At 44.6% G+C, this 14,934-nt stretch carries 16 protein-coding genes and 10 tRNA genes; 5 read left to right on the top strand and 21 right to left on the bottom strand.

The genetic code is table 11. The features are described 5' to 3' along the window. Nucleotides 1-131 precede the first annotated feature (131 nt). The 13 genes from IEX81_RS15410 to IEX81_RS15350 all read right to left on the bottom strand — a co-directional run bounded on the left by IEX81_RS15410 (nt 132) and on the right by IEX81_RS15350 (nt 4,171). A tRNA-Ala gene (locus tag IEX81_RS15410) sits at nt 132-204 on the bottom strand. An 11-nt stretch (nt 205-215) separates the two neighbouring features. Continuing rightward, a tRNA-Gly gene (locus IEX81_RS15405) sits at nt 216-287 on the bottom strand. Nucleotides 288-398: 111 nt separating this feature from the next. After that, nucleotides 399-484 (bottom strand) — tRNA-Leu (locus IEX81_RS15400). Nucleotides 485-497: 13 nt separating this feature from the next. After that, nucleotides 498-573, bottom strand: a tRNA-Lys gene (locus IEX81_RS15395). Between the two features lie 22 nt (nt 574-595). Continuing rightward, a tRNA-Tyr gene (locus IEX81_RS15390) sits at nt 596-680 on the bottom strand. Between the two features lie 24 nt (nt 681-704). Then, nucleotides 705-780: transfer RNA gene (locus IEX81_RS15385), tRNA-Thr, on the bottom strand. A gap of 4 nt (nt 781-784) precedes the next feature. Next, nucleotides 785-860, bottom strand: a tRNA-Val gene (locus IEX81_RS15380). A gap of 4 nt (nt 861-864) precedes the next feature. Then, a tRNA-Glu gene (locus IEX81_RS15375) sits at nt 865-936 on the bottom strand. 285 nt (nt 937-1,221) lie between these two features. Beyond that, entirely contained in the window at nt 1,222-1,377 is a 156-nt protein-coding gene (locus tag IEX81_RS15370) for a DUF3918 family protein (RefSeq protein ID WP_188804916.1), read from the bottom strand. A gap of 101 nt (nt 1,378-1,478) precedes the next feature. Further along, on the bottom strand, nt 1,479-2,243 hold the full coding sequence (locus tag IEX81_RS15365; protein WP_188804914.1) for a M15 family metallopeptidase: 765 nt from the start codon (nt 2,241-2,243) through the stop codon (nt 1,479-1,481). 193 nt (nt 2,244-2,436) lie between these two features. Next, complete coding sequence (locus tag IEX81_RS15360; RefSeq protein ID WP_188804912.1) at nt 2,437-2,598, bottom strand: hypothetical protein; 162 nt, start codon at nt 2,596-2,598, stop codon at nt 2,437-2,439. A 171-nt stretch (nt 2,599-2,769) separates the two neighbouring features. Then, nucleotides 2,770-3,588 carry an AAC(3) family N-acetyltransferase gene (locus tag IEX81_RS15355; protein WP_308424094.1) on the bottom strand — a complete coding sequence of 273 codons (819 nt, stop codon included), beginning with the start codon at nt 3,586-3,588 and terminating at the stop codon, nt 2,770-2,772. Nucleotides 3,589-3,745: 157 nt separating this feature from the next. After that, nucleotides 3,746-4,171: a universal stress protein gene (locus IEX81_RS15350; RefSeq protein ID WP_188804910.1), complete on the bottom strand. Its 426-nt coding sequence runs from the start codon at nt 4,169-4,171 to the stop codon at nt 3,746-3,748. Between the two features lie 328 nt (nt 4,172-4,499). On the opposite strand from IEX81_RS15350, the gene IEX81_RS15345 reads away from it, so the two are divergent. Next, nucleotides 4,500-5,483 carry a DMT family transporter gene (locus tag IEX81_RS15345; RefSeq protein ID WP_188804908.1) on the top strand — a complete coding sequence of 328 codons (984 nt, stop codon included), beginning with the start codon at nt 4,500-4,502 and terminating at the stop codon, nt 5,481-5,483. Nucleotides 5,484-5,727: 244 nt separating this feature from the next. Here IEX81_RS15345 and IEX81_RS15340 read toward each other — a convergent pair whose 3' ends face one another. Continuing rightward, the gene (locus tag IEX81_RS15340) at nt 5,728-6,828 is read right to left on the bottom strand and encodes a TIGR04053 family radical SAM/SPASM domain-containing protein (RefSeq protein WP_373292392.1); all 1,101 of its coding nucleotides are present in this window, start codon (nt 6,826-6,828) and stop codon (nt 5,728-5,730) included. Next, nucleotides 6,825-8,207: a protoporphyrinogen oxidase gene (gene hemG / locus IEX81_RS15335; protein WP_188804906.1), complete on the bottom strand. Its 1,383-nt coding sequence runs from the start codon at nt 8,205-8,207 to the stop codon at nt 6,825-6,827. The genes IEX81_RS15340 and hemG overlap by 4 nt, the downstream gene beginning before the upstream one ends. A gap of 1,042 nt (nt 8,208-9,249) precedes the next feature. On the opposite strand from hemG, the gene IEX81_RS15330 reads away from it, so the two are divergent. Beyond that, entirely contained in the window at nt 9,250-9,348 is a 99-nt protein-coding gene (locus IEX81_RS15330) for a YjcZ family sporulation protein (RefSeq protein WP_188804904.1), read from the top strand. A 160-nt stretch (nt 9,349-9,508) separates the two neighbouring features. On the opposite strand, the gene IEX81_RS15325 is transcribed toward IEX81_RS15330, so the two are convergent. Continuing rightward, nucleotides 9,509-10,054, bottom strand: coding sequence for a hypothetical protein (locus IEX81_RS15325; RefSeq protein WP_188804902.1), 546 nt, complete (start codon nt 10,052-10,054; stop codon nt 9,509-9,511). A gap of 568 nt (nt 10,055-10,622) precedes the next feature. Here IEX81_RS15325 and IEX81_RS15320 point away from each other — a divergent pair. Together IEX81_RS15320 and IEX81_RS15315 are read left to right on the top strand one after the other, a co-directional pair. Continuing rightward, nucleotides 10,623-10,880, top strand: coding sequence for a hypothetical protein (locus IEX81_RS15320; protein WP_188804900.1), 258 nt, complete (start codon nt 10,623-10,625; stop codon nt 10,878-10,880). A 170-nt stretch (nt 10,881-11,050) separates the two neighbouring features. Beyond that, complete coding sequence (locus tag IEX81_RS15315) at nt 11,051-11,230, top strand: MerR family transcriptional regulator (protein ID WP_188804898.1); 180 nt, start codon at nt 11,051-11,053, stop codon at nt 11,228-11,230. A 250-nt stretch (nt 11,231-11,480) separates the two neighbouring features. On the opposite strand, the gene IEX81_RS15310 is transcribed toward IEX81_RS15315, so the two are convergent. Together IEX81_RS15310 and IEX81_RS15305 are read right to left on the bottom strand one after the other, a co-directional pair. Beyond that, the gene (locus tag IEX81_RS15310; RefSeq protein ID WP_188804896.1) at nt 11,481-12,092 is read right to left on the bottom strand and encodes a flavin reductase family protein; all 612 of its coding nucleotides are present in this window, start codon (nt 12,090-12,092) and stop codon (nt 11,481-11,483) included. Between the two features lie 279 nt (nt 12,093-12,371). Next, entirely contained in the window at nt 12,372-12,716 is a 345-nt protein-coding gene (locus tag IEX81_RS15305; protein WP_188804894.1) for a hypothetical protein, read from the bottom strand. Between the two features lie 436 nt (nt 12,717-13,152). Here IEX81_RS15305 and IEX81_RS15300 point away from each other — a divergent pair, with 436 nt between their 5' ends. Further along, the gene (locus tag IEX81_RS15300) at nt 13,153-13,269 is read left to right on the top strand and encodes a YjcZ family sporulation protein (RefSeq protein WP_229727643.1); all 117 of its coding nucleotides are present in this window, start codon (nt 13,153-13,155) and stop codon (nt 13,267-13,269) included. A gap of 810 nt (nt 13,270-14,079) precedes the next feature. Here IEX81_RS15300 and IEX81_RS16920 read toward each other — a convergent pair. The 3 genes from IEX81_RS16920 to IEX81_RS15290 form a co-directional block, all read right to left on the bottom strand. Beyond that, the gene (locus IEX81_RS16920) at nt 14,080-14,160 is read right to left on the bottom strand and encodes a putative holin-like toxin (RefSeq protein ID WP_373292394.1); all 81 of its coding nucleotides are present in this window, start codon (nt 14,158-14,160) and stop codon (nt 14,080-14,082) included. 449 nt (nt 14,161-14,609) lie between these two features. Continuing rightward, nucleotides 14,610-14,683: transfer RNA gene (locus IEX81_RS15295), tRNA-Thr, on the bottom strand. Between the two features lie 6 nt (nt 14,684-14,689). Then, nucleotides 14,690-14,764: transfer RNA gene (locus IEX81_RS15290), tRNA-Asn, on the bottom strand. Between the last annotated feature and the right edge of the window lie 170 nt (nt 14,765-14,934).

Below are 14,934 nucleotides of genomic sequence, written 5' to 3'. Positions count from 1 at the left end.
ATTTCTGCTCGCAGCAGCTGTTTAATAAGAAAAAACTGTCCGTTGCGGGCAGTTTTTTCTTATTCCAAAAATCAGCGGGATTCCCGTTCTTGTAACCGGGAATCCCGCATAGTCTTATGTAAGAATCAGAGTGGAGCCTAGGGGGATCGAACCCCTGACCTCCTGCGTGCAAAGCAGGCGCTCTCCCAGCTGAGCTAAGGCCCCGAAATAAATGAAGCGGAAGACGGGATTCGAACCCGCGACCCCCACCATGGCAAGGTGATGTTCTACCACTGAACTACTTCCGCAAAACAAAAGGTACCGTTTTAAAAGCTTATTCAATCAAATAGACCGTAAGCATATCGCCTGCATTCCATTTCAGAAGCTTTTTAAGCATACCTTCCAATTTAAAACAATAATGCGGATGAGAGGACTTGAACCTCCACGTCCGGTAAAGGACACTAGAACCTGAATCTAGCGCGTCTGCCAATTCCGCCACACCCGCATAATAGGATAAATGGTGGGCCATGAAGGTCTCGAACCTTCGACCCTCTGATTAAGAGTCAGATGCTCTACCAACTGAGCTAATGGCCCACAAGTTAAAGAAAATTTATAGTGGTGGAGGGAGAAGGTTTCGAACCTTCGAACCCATAGGGAACGGATTTACAGTCCGTCGCGTTTAGCCTCTTCGCTATCCCTCCATATTGTCGTTGCGCATCGATCAATGGTGCCGGTCAGAGGACTTGAACCCCCAACCTACTGATTACAAGTCAGTTGCTCTACCAATTGAGCTAGACCGGCGAAATGGTGGAGGATATAGGGCTCGAACCTATGACCCTCTGCTTGTAAGGCAGACGCTCTCCCAGCTGAGCTAATCCTCCAAAGTGACCCGTACGGGATTCGAACCCATGAACCCACCGTGAAAGGGTGGTGTCTTAACCACTTGACGAACGGGCCAAGTCTCTCCGTCGCAATCGACGTTCTTTATTATATACAGAATATGAAGGCTTGTAAAGCAAAAAATAAAAACTTATATATTCTGACTATTGACATCTTCAACATTTTGTCTTTCAGACCATGTTTTATACCTGGTCCGTTCTCCTGCGTATCAGGTCGTACCCATGCAGCTGAAAAGCTTTCTTTCAGTGTTTGCAGCCCGTTTATACTAAATTCCGCTAATCATTTTATACTTTATGTTTCGTATAAAAACAGGAATCCAACGAACGGATTCCCGCTTCTCTGTTAAGTGTTCGGAAACAATTCCTTCTGCTGTACCATCTTATTCATCCGGTTTCTGACCGTCTGAGCGATCCAGTTGTTCCGCCTCAATAGTTGATAAGCAGCCGCACCGATACCGATCGTCGTAATCAGCGGCATAATCCTCCGTCTTCGCCTCATTCTTCTCTTCACCACCATGAACCATTTTGTTCACTCTTCTGCGAACCTTTATAGATTACCCATGCGGCAGAAATCAATGAACGACAATCTTTGGTAAGCAATCAGCGGATTACAGAAACGTCGCTAAGATATTCTTCAAGGGTGAGGCCTCTTTCGGCAATTTTCTTCGAGACGGGAAGCCCCACATAACGGAGATGCCACGCTTCATATTCATAGCCTGTCACCGATTCCTTTCCTTTCGGATAGCGAATAATAAAACCATAATCCGGTGCGTGAGCCGCCAGCCAGGCAGCTTCAGGCGTTGTTGCGAAGGCAGGCGATGCCGCGTATTGACCGCTGATACCCGAAACATCAATAGCCAGACCTGTCTCGTGTTCGCTTGTCCCGGGCCTGGCGCTGTAAGTCAGCGCCTTTTTCTCGCCGTCTTCTTTAACATAAGTGTTAAAGAGCACCGTCTGAGACGCATAAGAACGATAGGCCGACACACCGGCCAGCTGAATACCGTCTTTTTGGGCAGCCGCGAACATTGTCTCCAGTGCTTTGGCGGCGGCAGGACGCATCTTAGCAGTCTCGGACTTATCACCGGTAATGAACGGAACATCAGGATAAACGAGCTGTTTAGGGACATAATTGTCCGGCAGCTTAAAAAATTTATTGACCAGGACAAGCGTGCTGTCGGGATTGGCGACAATATGTACGTCCTCACGGTTAAGGGACGAAACTGTCTTTACCGCCAGACCGGGCTGGGCTGCGGGACTGTCCTTCTGAACATTCGACGGCTTTACTTGATGAACCGTGTCTGAACAAGCAGCCAGGCTCAGAAAGGCGGCAATGACACCTGCATAAAGATTAATGTTCACTTTCATATATCCGACTCTCCATATTCAAGGCTTGTCTTGTATGTAGATCCAGTTTATTCGATTCCTCTTTCCCTGTCATTTTTTCTATAAAAAAAATAATGGAAATTTACTTCCATTATTTACCCGTTTTATTAATTTATTCATTTTTCACGTTTGGAAAAGTATCGGTTTTCGTGCAACATCCGGCAAATTGCTTTATTTATCCGAAGAGCAGTTTCACGTTGACAGCAATGGAAATGGCTAGAACACAGTTAGTTAGGAACAGCTTGCGGTTAAGTTTGACCGTTTCCCGATCATCAATGCTGCTGCTGATTTGCTGCCGTTCCTCAGCCTCAATATAGTCTGTTTTTTTGGCTTCCATTTTCATCATCTCCTGTCCGTAAATTATCTCCAATAAACAGTGAACTATCCGCCAGATTGTTTTGATAATTCAATTATGTACTCTAAATATTGAGACAGAATAACCTGCAGATTAAATTTTTGTTAATAGGAGAGACGCGCAAAGATGCCGAGCCGAACAGAATCCGGTTTGCTACCCTTTTCGCACGGTCTCAGCCGTAAAATCAACAATTGCCCGCTGGGACATCAGGACCGACTTCGCTTGTCCGATTGTTCCGTTTCGCAAAGCTTTGCCCGCGGCTCCTTTTTTTTCAAACGCTCTTCCGATCCTCGGAAACCTTTCCTCGTGGTAGTTCCAGTCGCGATAGGTCACCCACTGTTTCTCGTTCTTAATCAGGACGGGGCTCGACCGCCTGATCATCTGCAAACGTCTGGCAAAACATTCGCCAAGATGCATCGACGTGTTGTTGCCGTAGCCGACGCCAAGAAGCAGGACAAAGCCATTGCGGTCGTAAATCTTTCCTAGCGGAGACGCCGGTCCGAGCCCGTCGTCCAATGCGTGTTCCGATGTAATTGCACCCGCTCCGGCACCCCAGGCAGCAAATGAATAGATCGGATGACTGCTTCGCTTCACCCCCGGAAAGGTCCGGAAACATTCCGCTACTCTGCCCATGCCCAATGTCGGCGTCCTTTCAGGATCAAAAGGAGGCATTTCCTTGTATATGCTTTGCCACCAGGATGCCGGAACAGCCGGATTGTCCCAGTCGCTCGGATCCGAGACATCCGCGCTGTGCGCCGGCATGACAAGGGTGCCTTCCATGGTCAGCACTTCCTGCAGCGCCTCAATTACAGTGACGGGGCCGCCGCACACCCATCCGATCCGGCTCATTGACGTATGAACAATCACCGTCATCGCTTTCTTCAAACCGAGCCTGTGAAAATCCTCAACAAGAGCGGATCGGGTAACGGCCATTTTCGTTCTTCTGATTGCATCTTGTTCCGTCACTTTCATTCATCTGCCTTTTTTATTGTTTCCAGTGGATGATCGGTTTACTCATTTCTAACCCGTCCCTGTTCATTCAGGGAATACGAAAAAAGGCACCCCGGACCGGAGTGCCTGAATCACAGCAATCGGGCTGACTGCGGGACCCGATCATCTTTCTGCCCTTCTACTTGACAATCAGAACCGGAATTTTCGAACGCTGAACAACGCCATGACTGACGCTTCCCAGAAACTCCTTAATACCGCTCAGACCTCTGCTCCCGATAACGATCAGATCATATCCGTTATCATCCGCAAACTCAAGAATGGTCCGCACGGGCTGCCCTTCCTTGACGATCGTATGGGTGACATTCGGAAGATTCTGCAGAGCGTTTTCCGTTCGGCCAACGACCTCTCTGCCGAATCTTAACGTTGATTCACGTACTTCGCGATACACATCGCCGACAATGAACTGATTTGTCGGCACCGTTACAATGTTCAGCACGTCAAGAATCGTGTGGTCATCCAGTTCAGCAATTTCAATCGCCTTTTGAAGCGCTTTCTTTGATAAGTCCGAATCATCATAACAAACCAGAATCTTTGAAAATAACAATGTGATCACCCGCCTCTTTTTCTTTCTGCTTCCCTTTTTATTTTACCATAACAGCAAGAGATTCAAATATAGGGGCAGATCAATTTCCATCATGAATTTTATACCTTGAAATGAAAATTGTGCGAATATCGACCAAATATTTAGCCGAAAACGGGTTACATTTTTTAATATCTGCGTTATATTATTGTGTAGATTTACAATGCAAATAAGTATTAGTTGGTTACGTTTACATTACATTATCTGGAAAAGCCGGTCTTTCGCGGCTTAGATTTTTTCTGAAGCGATCAGATCACCTAAAATTCACGGTGAGAAATCGAGGTTTTGAAAAATGAAAAAAGGCTACATTTTTATTGCGCTCTCGGCACTTTTTTTCAGCACGATGGAAATTGCCATCAAGCTGGCAGCTTCCGACTTTAATCCGCTGCAATTGAATCTTCTGCGCTTTCTTATAGGGTCTGCTGTTTTATCGCCGCTCGCAATACGCCATTTAAGAGGAAGCGGATTTTCACTTAATAAGAGCAGCGTTTTATATTTTCTTTTTTCCGGATTCATGTGTGTCGTTGTCAGCATGACCTTCTTCCAGATGGCCATCGTCTACTCCAAAGCGTCGATCGTCGCCATCCTGTTCAGCTGCAACGCCGTGTTTTTGATTCCGTTCGCCCATTTCTTTTTAAAAGAAAAACTGACGAAACTGTCGCTGCTCTCGCTTGTGATCAGTCTGGCGGGCATGATGTTCATCGTTAATCCCGAAAATCTGACCAACGTGACTGGAATTGTGCTGTCGCTCCTGGCTGCTGTTACCTTCGCGCTTTATGGCATTATTGGCAGAAAGGGCAGCCTGAAGTTTGGTTATGACGGCGTAGTTCAGAGCAGTTTCAGTTTTCTTGCGGGCGGCACCGAACTTCTTGTTTTGATCCTGATTACAAGAATCAGTGCGGTGGCTCATTGGCTGCAAAGCATTGGGCTGGGTACCTTCAGCAATGTTCCTATATTGCAGGGGATTTCATGGAGTACGCTCCCAAGCCTGATTTATCTTGGCGTTTTTGTTACCGGACTCGGATTCAGCTTCTATTTTCTCGCAATGGAAGAAACATCGGCGGCGACTGCGTCGCTGGTCTTCTTCATCAAGCCCGCCCTTGCTCCGGTTCTTGCGCTGTTTATTCTCGGTGAAGCCATAACGGCAAATGTCCTTTCCGGAATTCTGCTTATCCTGGCCGGTTCCTGCATCGCCTTTTTTTCTGACAATCGCGAAAGCAGGCTCGCCGCGGCGCGGAAGTCTTCCGTTCAGACGAGTCGGATTCAGACAAGATAATACAGTTGCGGACAGAATTTAAAAAGTGATGTTTATAAGAAAAACTTGGTGAAGCCAAGTCTTTGACGACGGTCTGAGCCTTAGTTTTTCTTATACTAGACACCTCTAATCTTCTATTTTTTGTACTTTCTTATTTGTATAAAAGAGGGATGCCGTTTTATTGAACAGCATCCCTCTTTTTGCATGGAGCTTCTCGTAAAGCGACCGATAAGTTGGACAGTGCATTTCTGCCTGAATCCGCCGGTCAGATGTTAACCGTTTCCTTACCCTCTCGGTGCTTCTTCGGAATATAGATGCAATACGGTTCAGCTGCCTTGTAATCTCCTGTGACCGCATAGGCCCTTGACCTGGAACCGCCGCAGATAAACCGGAACTCGCAGACGCCGCATTTTCCTTTTGTGGAATCCGGATCCCGCAGCGCTTTAAACACCGGATGATTCCGGTAAATGTCCGGCAACGGAGTATCCCTGATGTTCCCGCAATTGATCGGCAGAAAGCCTGATGGCTGCACATCTCCGGTATGGCTGATAAACACAAATCCATTGCCGTCATTCGTTCCGCGCGGCGCTTTTGCCAAATCGTCATGAGGCCTTCCGATCGGTCTCATGCCCAGTTTCCTGCGCCGCTGATTTTCCTGAAAAGCGACACGGCGGTAAAATTGTGCTTCGGTTGTCGATACAATGTAGGGCATGCGTTCCTGCAGATTGAAAGCCCAGCGCAGGACTTCCTCATGCTGCTCAGGAGTCACAGGCTCAAGTTCTTTTCCGCGCCCCGTCGGAACAAGGAAAAACAGTGTCCAGACAGAAACACCGCATGCTTTCATCAGTTCAGCCATCTCAGGCAATTTGTCCACATTATATTTTGTGACCGTCGTGTTAATCTGGAATTTTATCCCCAGTTCATTTAAATAAGAAATCCCCTTCATCGTCCGGTCGAAAATGCCCGGAACTCCGCGGAAGTCATCGTGCGACTCCGCATCCGGGCCGTCCAGTGAAAAAGCCCAGCGCGCGATGCCTGCTTCTTTTGATCGGAGCACTGCCTTCTTTGTTACGCGCGGTGTGGCAGAAGGAGTCATCGAGACACGCATGCCCTTTCCTGATGCATAGGATGCCAGTTCAAAGAGATCGTCCCGCATCAGCGGGTCGCCGCCCGAGAAGACGAGCAACGGGTTGTTCATAGAATAAACCTGATCGATCAGTCCCTTCCCTTCTTCTGTCGACAGCTCTCCCGGATAAGGATGCAGCTGAGCGGCTGCCCGGCAGTGTTTGCAATGAAAAGGACACATCCGTGTCACTTCCCAGATCACAATAAACGGGTCCTGATTATAGTCGCGAACCATCATCATTCAATCACCGCTTTCTCTTTTACTTTTAAGTCCATGCCGACTTGTTCCGCCACGTGCATCGCGTTGTCCACACAATCCGGGAGTCCGACACCGTGCAGCATAGCTCCGCAAGCATAGACTCCTTTTCTATTTTCCAACGCCTGCTCAAATGCCTGTACCCGCTGATTGTGATTCACCGTGTATTGAGGCATATTGTCTATCTGGCGTGTAATTACCGAAAACAGAGGGGTTCCAATCTTTCCGACCTTTCTCAGATCGGTTAAAGCTTTTTCCTCGATTGCTTCATCGCTTTCTTCAACAATCGCCGCATTTTCAGCCGTTCCGACGTATGTACGGACCAGTGCGCAATCTTCAGGAGCCGTGTAGGGCCATTTGCGATCCATCCAGCTGCACGCGGTAATATTGAGCCCTTCTTTTCTCGATACGACGTAACCCGTTCCGTCCAGCGATTCCACCGAAGCCTTTTTGAACCCCATCGCTACGGTTGCCGTGGTTGTCCGCTTATCATTTGTCAAGCCCCATGCCTCCGGAAAATCAAGCAGCGGTCCAAGCTGTTTCGGCGAAGTCGCCAAAATGACAGCGTCAGCCTCGATGGCTGTGCCGTCACTCAGAACGGCTTTACCGGGCTCCACATGACTGACCGGCGTATTCAGCATGACGTCGTCTGCGAATGAAGCCAGTTTCTCTGTCAGGACATCAAGCCCGCATGACAGACTCAGAAAACGTCCCTCCGCCTTTTTCGGCGCACCCGCCTGCTTCGGCGGCTGAATGTGTTTCATGCCCAGAATCAAGCTTCTGTGCTTTTTCTCAATCGCCGCAAATTGCGGCAGCGTCGCTTCCAGGCTCATATCCGACAAATTACCATTGTAAATTCCGGATAGCAGAGGTTCAATCATATTCGTGACCAGTTCCGGCCCCAGCCGCCTGCCGAAAAACTCCGCTAATGAAATATCCCTGTCCTGATAAACACGCGGGATCAGCAAATCAAGCCCTGCACGCAGTTTTCCAATCGGACTGATCAGGCCGGTCGTCACCATCGGAAGCAGCTTTGTCGGAATGCCCATGACCGAACCTTCAGGCATCCTCCTGAGCCGGTGATTAACATAAATGTAGTACGTTCCTGTATTTGATCGGACAAGCTGATCGCCCAAACCCAGATCTTTAATCAGCTTCGTCAGTGTCGGCTTGCGTGCCATATAACCTTCCGGCCCGCATTCGATTAAAAAACCGTCACGGCGCACGGTTTTGATTTTCCCGCCGATTCTCCCGGAAGATTCGAGCAAAACGACACGGGCCTGCGGTCGCTTCTTTTTCACATAATAGACCGTGGCCAGTCCGGATATTCCCGCTCCGATCACAATAACTTTCTGTCCATCCAAAAAGAGCCCCCCTTTTGTTCGTGTTTATCGTTTAAAAATCGAATGATTGAATATAATCCCGAAAAAATCATCTGCACTTACGTTAATACTATCACTGGATAATCAATTAGAAGCAGTAATCTGTTTCAATTTATTGTCATTTGAATACCGTTTTCACAAATATGAATGCGGCTTGTCTCCCTTGTCCCGTTTAATCTGGTTTACAAGTTAAGGGACGCGCGAATTCATGAACTATCTTTTTATTGCAGAGGAAGACATGCATTGGTGAGTGAATAAGGCGAGCGGAACAATGACACGAGCTTGGTCACACAATGTATAAAAAAAAAAGACCCATACGGGCCTGAAACAGGGGTTAAACTTATTGAATAAGTTTATCCTACAGCCTGTTCCTTAAGATTCTCTTAACATCTCTCTTCGAGATGCAAAAAGATGGGGAATAGTAATTGCTTTCGTTTCGTGCAAGAAATAATATACCATATATTTTATCGCTTTACCATATTAGCGCAATATAAAATTAAATAAAAAAAAGCAGCCCTATTGTTATTACCCAAAAGGGAATACAGAGCACGAACGCCCATGCCAGCCCTTTATAGAAATTGCCTTCCATCTAGTCCACCTCAACTCAAGGTTACTCATTCAGACTGATTAAATTCTGAAAAAGTGATTTTTTACTTATTGACAACTATTGGAATCCAGCAAAACTTATCAATCTGTATAGTTATTATGTGGAAAAAGTCCGTAAAATATTCCTTTTGATGGCAGTTTTTACACGAACCCTTTGCTGGGCAGCAAAACCCGGGCTGAAGAGACGGACCCTATTTGCGAATTGGCAGAACACGATTAAATAAACATTTGTTTGAGAATTCAATAGAGAAGAAACGTTTTCATTGTGTTTTTTTTACACGACCCCTTGGTGGATAAAGCTTACACTCCCATCCTTATTCTTCCGTCAAAAAGGATTTTTTCACCTGTCCATTCATCCCTTGCGCTTACGCCTGTTCGTTAATATACTGCATTATCACGTGACAGGAGGTGTCTACTCTTGGGATCTGACGGCGGCTACAGCCACGGCAGCAGTTTTGCTCTGATCGTAGTTCTCTTCATTCTGCTGATTATCGTCGGCACCGCTTTCTGCTATTAAGAAAGCCGCACCCGGCACTCAAATAGCCTCTTTGCTTCTGGGTACCTTGCACCGGGTGCCCTTTTGGTATTTTCAATTCGCGTGGTGATCTGATAGAAGAAGGAAAAGGACATTAAACAGCGTTTTCATGCCGTTCAATGTCCTCCTGCAATCGCACCATTTATTTCATGTGTGACCTTACTCTTAAATACTCATGATCGGTCACTTCGTTTATTGTTTCTATCGTCGTCTGTTTATTTTTTAAATAAAAAAGGAAATCTTCAAGGGGACGGCTTCCTTTATCCCATTTACTCACGATCATGTCGTTTGTTTTAGTAAGAAGATGATCCATTTCATATTTTATTTCCATCAGCTTCATATGAGACACCGCGGTAAACTTGTTGTCATCCAAATCGTTGAGCTTGTTTAAACAGTATCTGAAAATCTCTTTTGCTTTTACATAAATTGCTCTTAAATCATTCACGCTTTTCTCAGTGTTACTCGTTTCGCTAATCACTTTTTCTAACGTACGATTAACCTTATCAAAGTAAAATTTATAACTACTGTAGGACACGATGAAATTCTCATTTTTTTCTTTGGCTCTCAACACTTTATTTTGGTGATGCTGAACAATTAAGATAATGATCGGCATCGATGCGCCGATAAGTGAACCGAGAAACGTCAGCCAATTGCCATAAGGGATGCCCAGTAATGTTCCGCTATTCAAAAATACTCCCCCGTCCCTTCTTCGTCTCACCTTACGATCCGCGAGCAGTTCCCGTGCTCTGCCACAATGGCAAAAATTCTGTTTTTCCATTATATCAAGGTTTGTGCTGAGTTTCATCGGCCCAGCGTCAAGTCAGCCGACGTTTTTTGATCGCGATTGGCCGTAGTGATTCTCTTCACCATTAAAGTTTTTATCCATTTATCGGACAGGTTCGTTTCTGTTTTTCATCATATCATTGCAAACCCATTTCTTATCCATTAATCATTGGTTCATGCGAAATTTTAAAACGGTCATGAATCCCATCTATTTTTTGCAAAAATAGCAGAATTCTCACCTATTGTTTTGTTTGCTGCCTGAAAATACGCTTGCACGAATAATAAATTCTCTTTTTGTCAATTTGCCCATAATTGAGTTTTCATTTAAAAAAGAGATATGGCCTTAAAGATTATGAAGGTGTTTAGCGGCAGCAACCCTCATCACAGAAAAATTTTTTAAATGAGTCTCACCAAAAGCCATCCGAGCCTGCTACTTTTTTTAAGAGATAAACCATTGAAAGCGGTGATCATAAATGCTGCATAGAAAAGAACGGACTTATCAGAAGCTGCACTTTATCCGAGTGGAAATGAAGAGAAGATTCATGACAACCGGATTAAACGAAGACCTATCGGATTATCTAGCAACTAAGTTCATCCTGATTAACGAAGAGGCAATCAGCACATACCTGGTTATTGACGAACAGGCTGAAGTCAATAAAATTATAGAAGAAATCTTTAGTGTTGAACGAATAAAGAAGAAAGAGGCTGATCTGCCTTATGACGAAGACTGAACACAGACGGACTGTTCATGTTTCTTCAAACGACCTTTACTGTCCCTGCGCCCCTCTTGCAGGGATTTTTGTATTTTAAGATCGGACAGTTCTGCTATTAGCCCCAAATTCCTATAAAGAACTATTGCACGTTACGTAATCACAATAGTAACACTGTAAGAAGGCGCACAATGGGAAACGCCAAAGAGCATTTATTTTCAGTTGGTGAATTGGCCAGAAAAGCCAGCGTTACCGTCAGAACCCTTCAGTACTACGACAAAATCGGTCTACTAAAATCGATGATCAACGAAGGCGGCCGCAGAATGTACACACAGGACGATATACTTAAGCTCCAGCAGATTTTTTCTTAAAATCATTTGGATTCAGCAGTATCAGGAGAAGTAAACGGTTATGATTTCGAAAGACAAATATTTGCGCAAGGTTTCCGGTATAAAACAATAAGGGGGCCGAATCTGAATTATAGCAAAATAGACAACGTAGTATTGATTACTCTGTCGTCAGCAACTCCGATTTTATTATTCATCAACTTTGGCGACAATAAAATTCGATTCTATCAATCTGCCTCTAAGTCCCTTTAAAAATAGCGGGATACGGATATCTTTACACAGGCCGGGTTAGTTCAAACATCTCGCCTAATTTTGCATAGGAACTTCCTGCAAGCCTGCTAACAGGTTTTAAGCTTAAAGGATCGATTTTGCCGTTCATGTAAAAATCCTCTTTGATATGGTAATAAATCACGCGGCCAATTAATAAATCACAGGAAGGGGCAGATTCTGTTCCGCCTAGAACAATCGCTTTTTCCAGAACACATTCCATCCGGACACTCGCTTCTTTTACGCCTGGAACACTGATTTTTACACTCTTAACGGGTGTTAATCCAGCATATTTTATTTCACTTTCATCCGGCGGAAGAGGCGCAGCAGTTTGGTTGATCTGGTCAATGTAGCTTTCATCTGAAATGTGAACAACAAATTCTCTCAACCTTATGGCATTTTTTGACGTATCTTTCATTTTTCCATTTGAGCGCTGCACAGAAATGGAAATCATCGGCGGATTCTCAGTAACAATATTAAAGTAGCTGAAGGGGGCTGCATTCAAAACACCTTCCCCTGTTTGTGTGGTCACAAAAGCGACTGGTCTCGGGATGATGCTGCCCGAAAGAAATTTGTAGTTTTCCCGTATGGACAATAAGGTTGGATCGATGCCTTTCAAAATTTATCCCTCCTATCCCATAAAACATAAAATATTTTTCAAGGTATCTTTTTTGAATGGAGCCTCTGATAAGCCCTGGGGCATCTTAATGATCTTGTCAGAACGCATAGACGCAATGAGAACCTCCTTTCTACCATTCAATCAATTGATAGAATAACAAACCCTGTTCTTGTTCAGCCTTTCAATCAAATTATTTGAATTGATCTGTCGGAATTTACAAATTTTTGTGGCAACTTCTTTCCGCTATGGACTGATTGAGACAGCCTCCCTATTTCTACACTATTTATTAGTAAAACCGATCACTTTATCCTCGACTGTCATACCATCACTTTCCTTATTATCAGCAACATATATACCATCAATGAAATTCCACTTAACAAGGAGAGCAAACTTTCTCTTTTCCGGTTGTGGATCGTATAATTGTTTACCACTTTCATCTTGTAGAATTGTTACCTCTTTATCAAAGTCAACCCATATTCCTAACTCATCAACGCTTTTTAGTTTTGATATGGTAAAGCCATCCATGTGTAACTTTTTGTAAGCCCACTGCAAAGTTTCATTTTCTCTGCCAAGCTGGTTAAGCTTAAATCTAACATAATGTCCTATATAGTTTTCTAGATACATAAAAACACCTCCTCGTACACAATTCAATAAAAGGAGATATTTCCCTGCATTATTTCAAAAAAATCACCATAATATGGGGTGAACTGTATTTCAGACCATTCATTTTGTTATAAAACTCCGCTTTATGTGTCGTTCAATGCCATCCAGATGACTAGTAGAACTCATTATTATTTTCGCCTGCTTCGAAGAGATTAACGGAGCTGGAAGGGAAAGAATAAGTGTTCAAATTCCCTGTTTCGCCGTACTATGAATCATTCCCAGCCTCCATGTTGCTTCATGATGTCGACCACCTGAGCCCCAGAACAATGATCCACATTTGATTGAGAAAGTTTGATGAAACTATCCCTCCTCCCTAAATAGGTTTTTTCACTCATTAATTTGTACCTTGCGCGAACCGCCTGTCCACTCATATAGTGTATTATTCCGTGACGAGGAGGTGCTTCTCTTGGATGGTGGATACACAGGTGGCTATAGCGGCGGTAGTAGCTTTGCTCTGATCGTCGTTCTGTTTGTTCTCTTGATCATCGTTGGCGTTTCTTTTGTAAAATGGTAAACAACAGGATCCGTCAAAACTAACAAAGAACAGTCCAAGAAGGGCACCTTGCACCTAGGTGCTCTTTTGATTTACTCATTGCAGACTCTCCCCTGAACCTCTTGCTACACGTCGTGCATCTTGGCCTTCAAATCGTACTTCTGCAACGGCTCGCGAAACTGGAAAGAACAGATGATTGTGATAACTGAATTAGATTCAAAGATAAAAATGGAAAAGAATATTTTCTGTTATTTGGGCATGTCAAAGGTTGTCTATATAATTCTCTTTGGCGACGATTTGGGTGATGCCGTCTTAAAATAAAAAATGCATCAGGAATCGGGAATAGCCAATAGCCCCTGATGCATCAGCGTTTTATAAGAGAGCTTCCAACTGGACCTGAACCTGCGACCCCTTCCTTACCATAACTAATGACATTGTATTTTACAATTTGTTCCAGTATGATAAAGCCTTATTGAATAGGGTTTTCGTTCGTTTTAATTTGCTATAGATGATGAAAAACGAATGATTATGTTTAAATTCTTCTTCCGAATCTTCTTCCACTTTGAACCCCCACTCGGCAGATTTGCTGGCTGCTCCATTTTGAACAGTTCATTTTCGAATATTGCATTTCTCCATAGGTTCTGTTGTATTTCTCCCTAGGATCCGGGTATAATAAAAGCACAGGGAACGTAAAATAAAACCGTCGGTGCTACCAACACCGACGGAATGGCAATATCCGCGATAAGAGCGGAACGGTGCAATAAGAATTAAACACATTAACATGAATGGTCTGCTTCAATTATCGCCACCGCAGATGGCATATGAAGCGGATCATTTCTTTTTTCTGTCTGACAGCATGAGAACAAGCACACCAAAAGAAATCATCAGTGTTAAGGCTTGAAATACTGTCATTGGCGCCACCCCCCATTCTATAAGGGTGTCGTTTGTTGATTATAGCATGTCACTCCCCAGAATTGGGGACATCTTATGACTTGCCCTTTCAAGGGGGCAGCTACCCGCTTGCTCCCTTACCACGGCTCCAATTTGAGCGATGCCCTCAATTATGAAGGGATCAATTCAATATTGGTTTGACATGTTTCCTTTTTTTACATTCGGAGATGGCTATTGAATCTCGAGGTATAAGGCCATACATGAACGGCTGGAGCACCGGGACATTTAAAACCATGCTTAATGTTTACAGTCATATCTTACACGGCCGACATGTTCGACAGGTTCAAAAAGAATGAAACGCATTAAAAAAATTGCCGTTGGGGACAGTCCCCTTCCAAACCCATTTTCGTATAAAAACAGCGAGGCTTCGGATGACCGATAAACCTCGCTGTTAAAGCATTTCCCGTGAGAGCTTCCAACTGGACTTGAACCAGCGACCCCTTCCTTACCATGGAAGTGCTCTACCGAACTGAGCTATGGAAGCAATAGATGGCTCCACAGGTAGGGTTCGAACCTACGACCGATCGGTTAACAGCCGATTGCTCTACCACTGAGCTACTGTGGAATAATTAAATTATCAAGATTGACTTGCAGTGGAAGTGTTCACATAAATAAATATAAATAAACAGGCGGCCATCATCATTGATGGCTTCCTGCTCTTTATCACTTGCCTGGCAGTGACCTACTCTCACAGGGGGACAGCCCCCCACTACCATCGGCACAGAAGAGCTTAAC

Origin of the sequence: Sporolactobacillus putidus, assembly GCF_014647035.1 — a bacterium.
Lineage (GTDB): Bacteria > Bacillota > Bacilli > Bacillales > Sporolactobacillaceae > Sporolactobacillus > Sporolactobacillus putidus.
The sequence above is the reverse complement of the archived record's forward strand: the minus strand, read 5'-3'. Positions and strand labels throughout refer to the sequence as shown.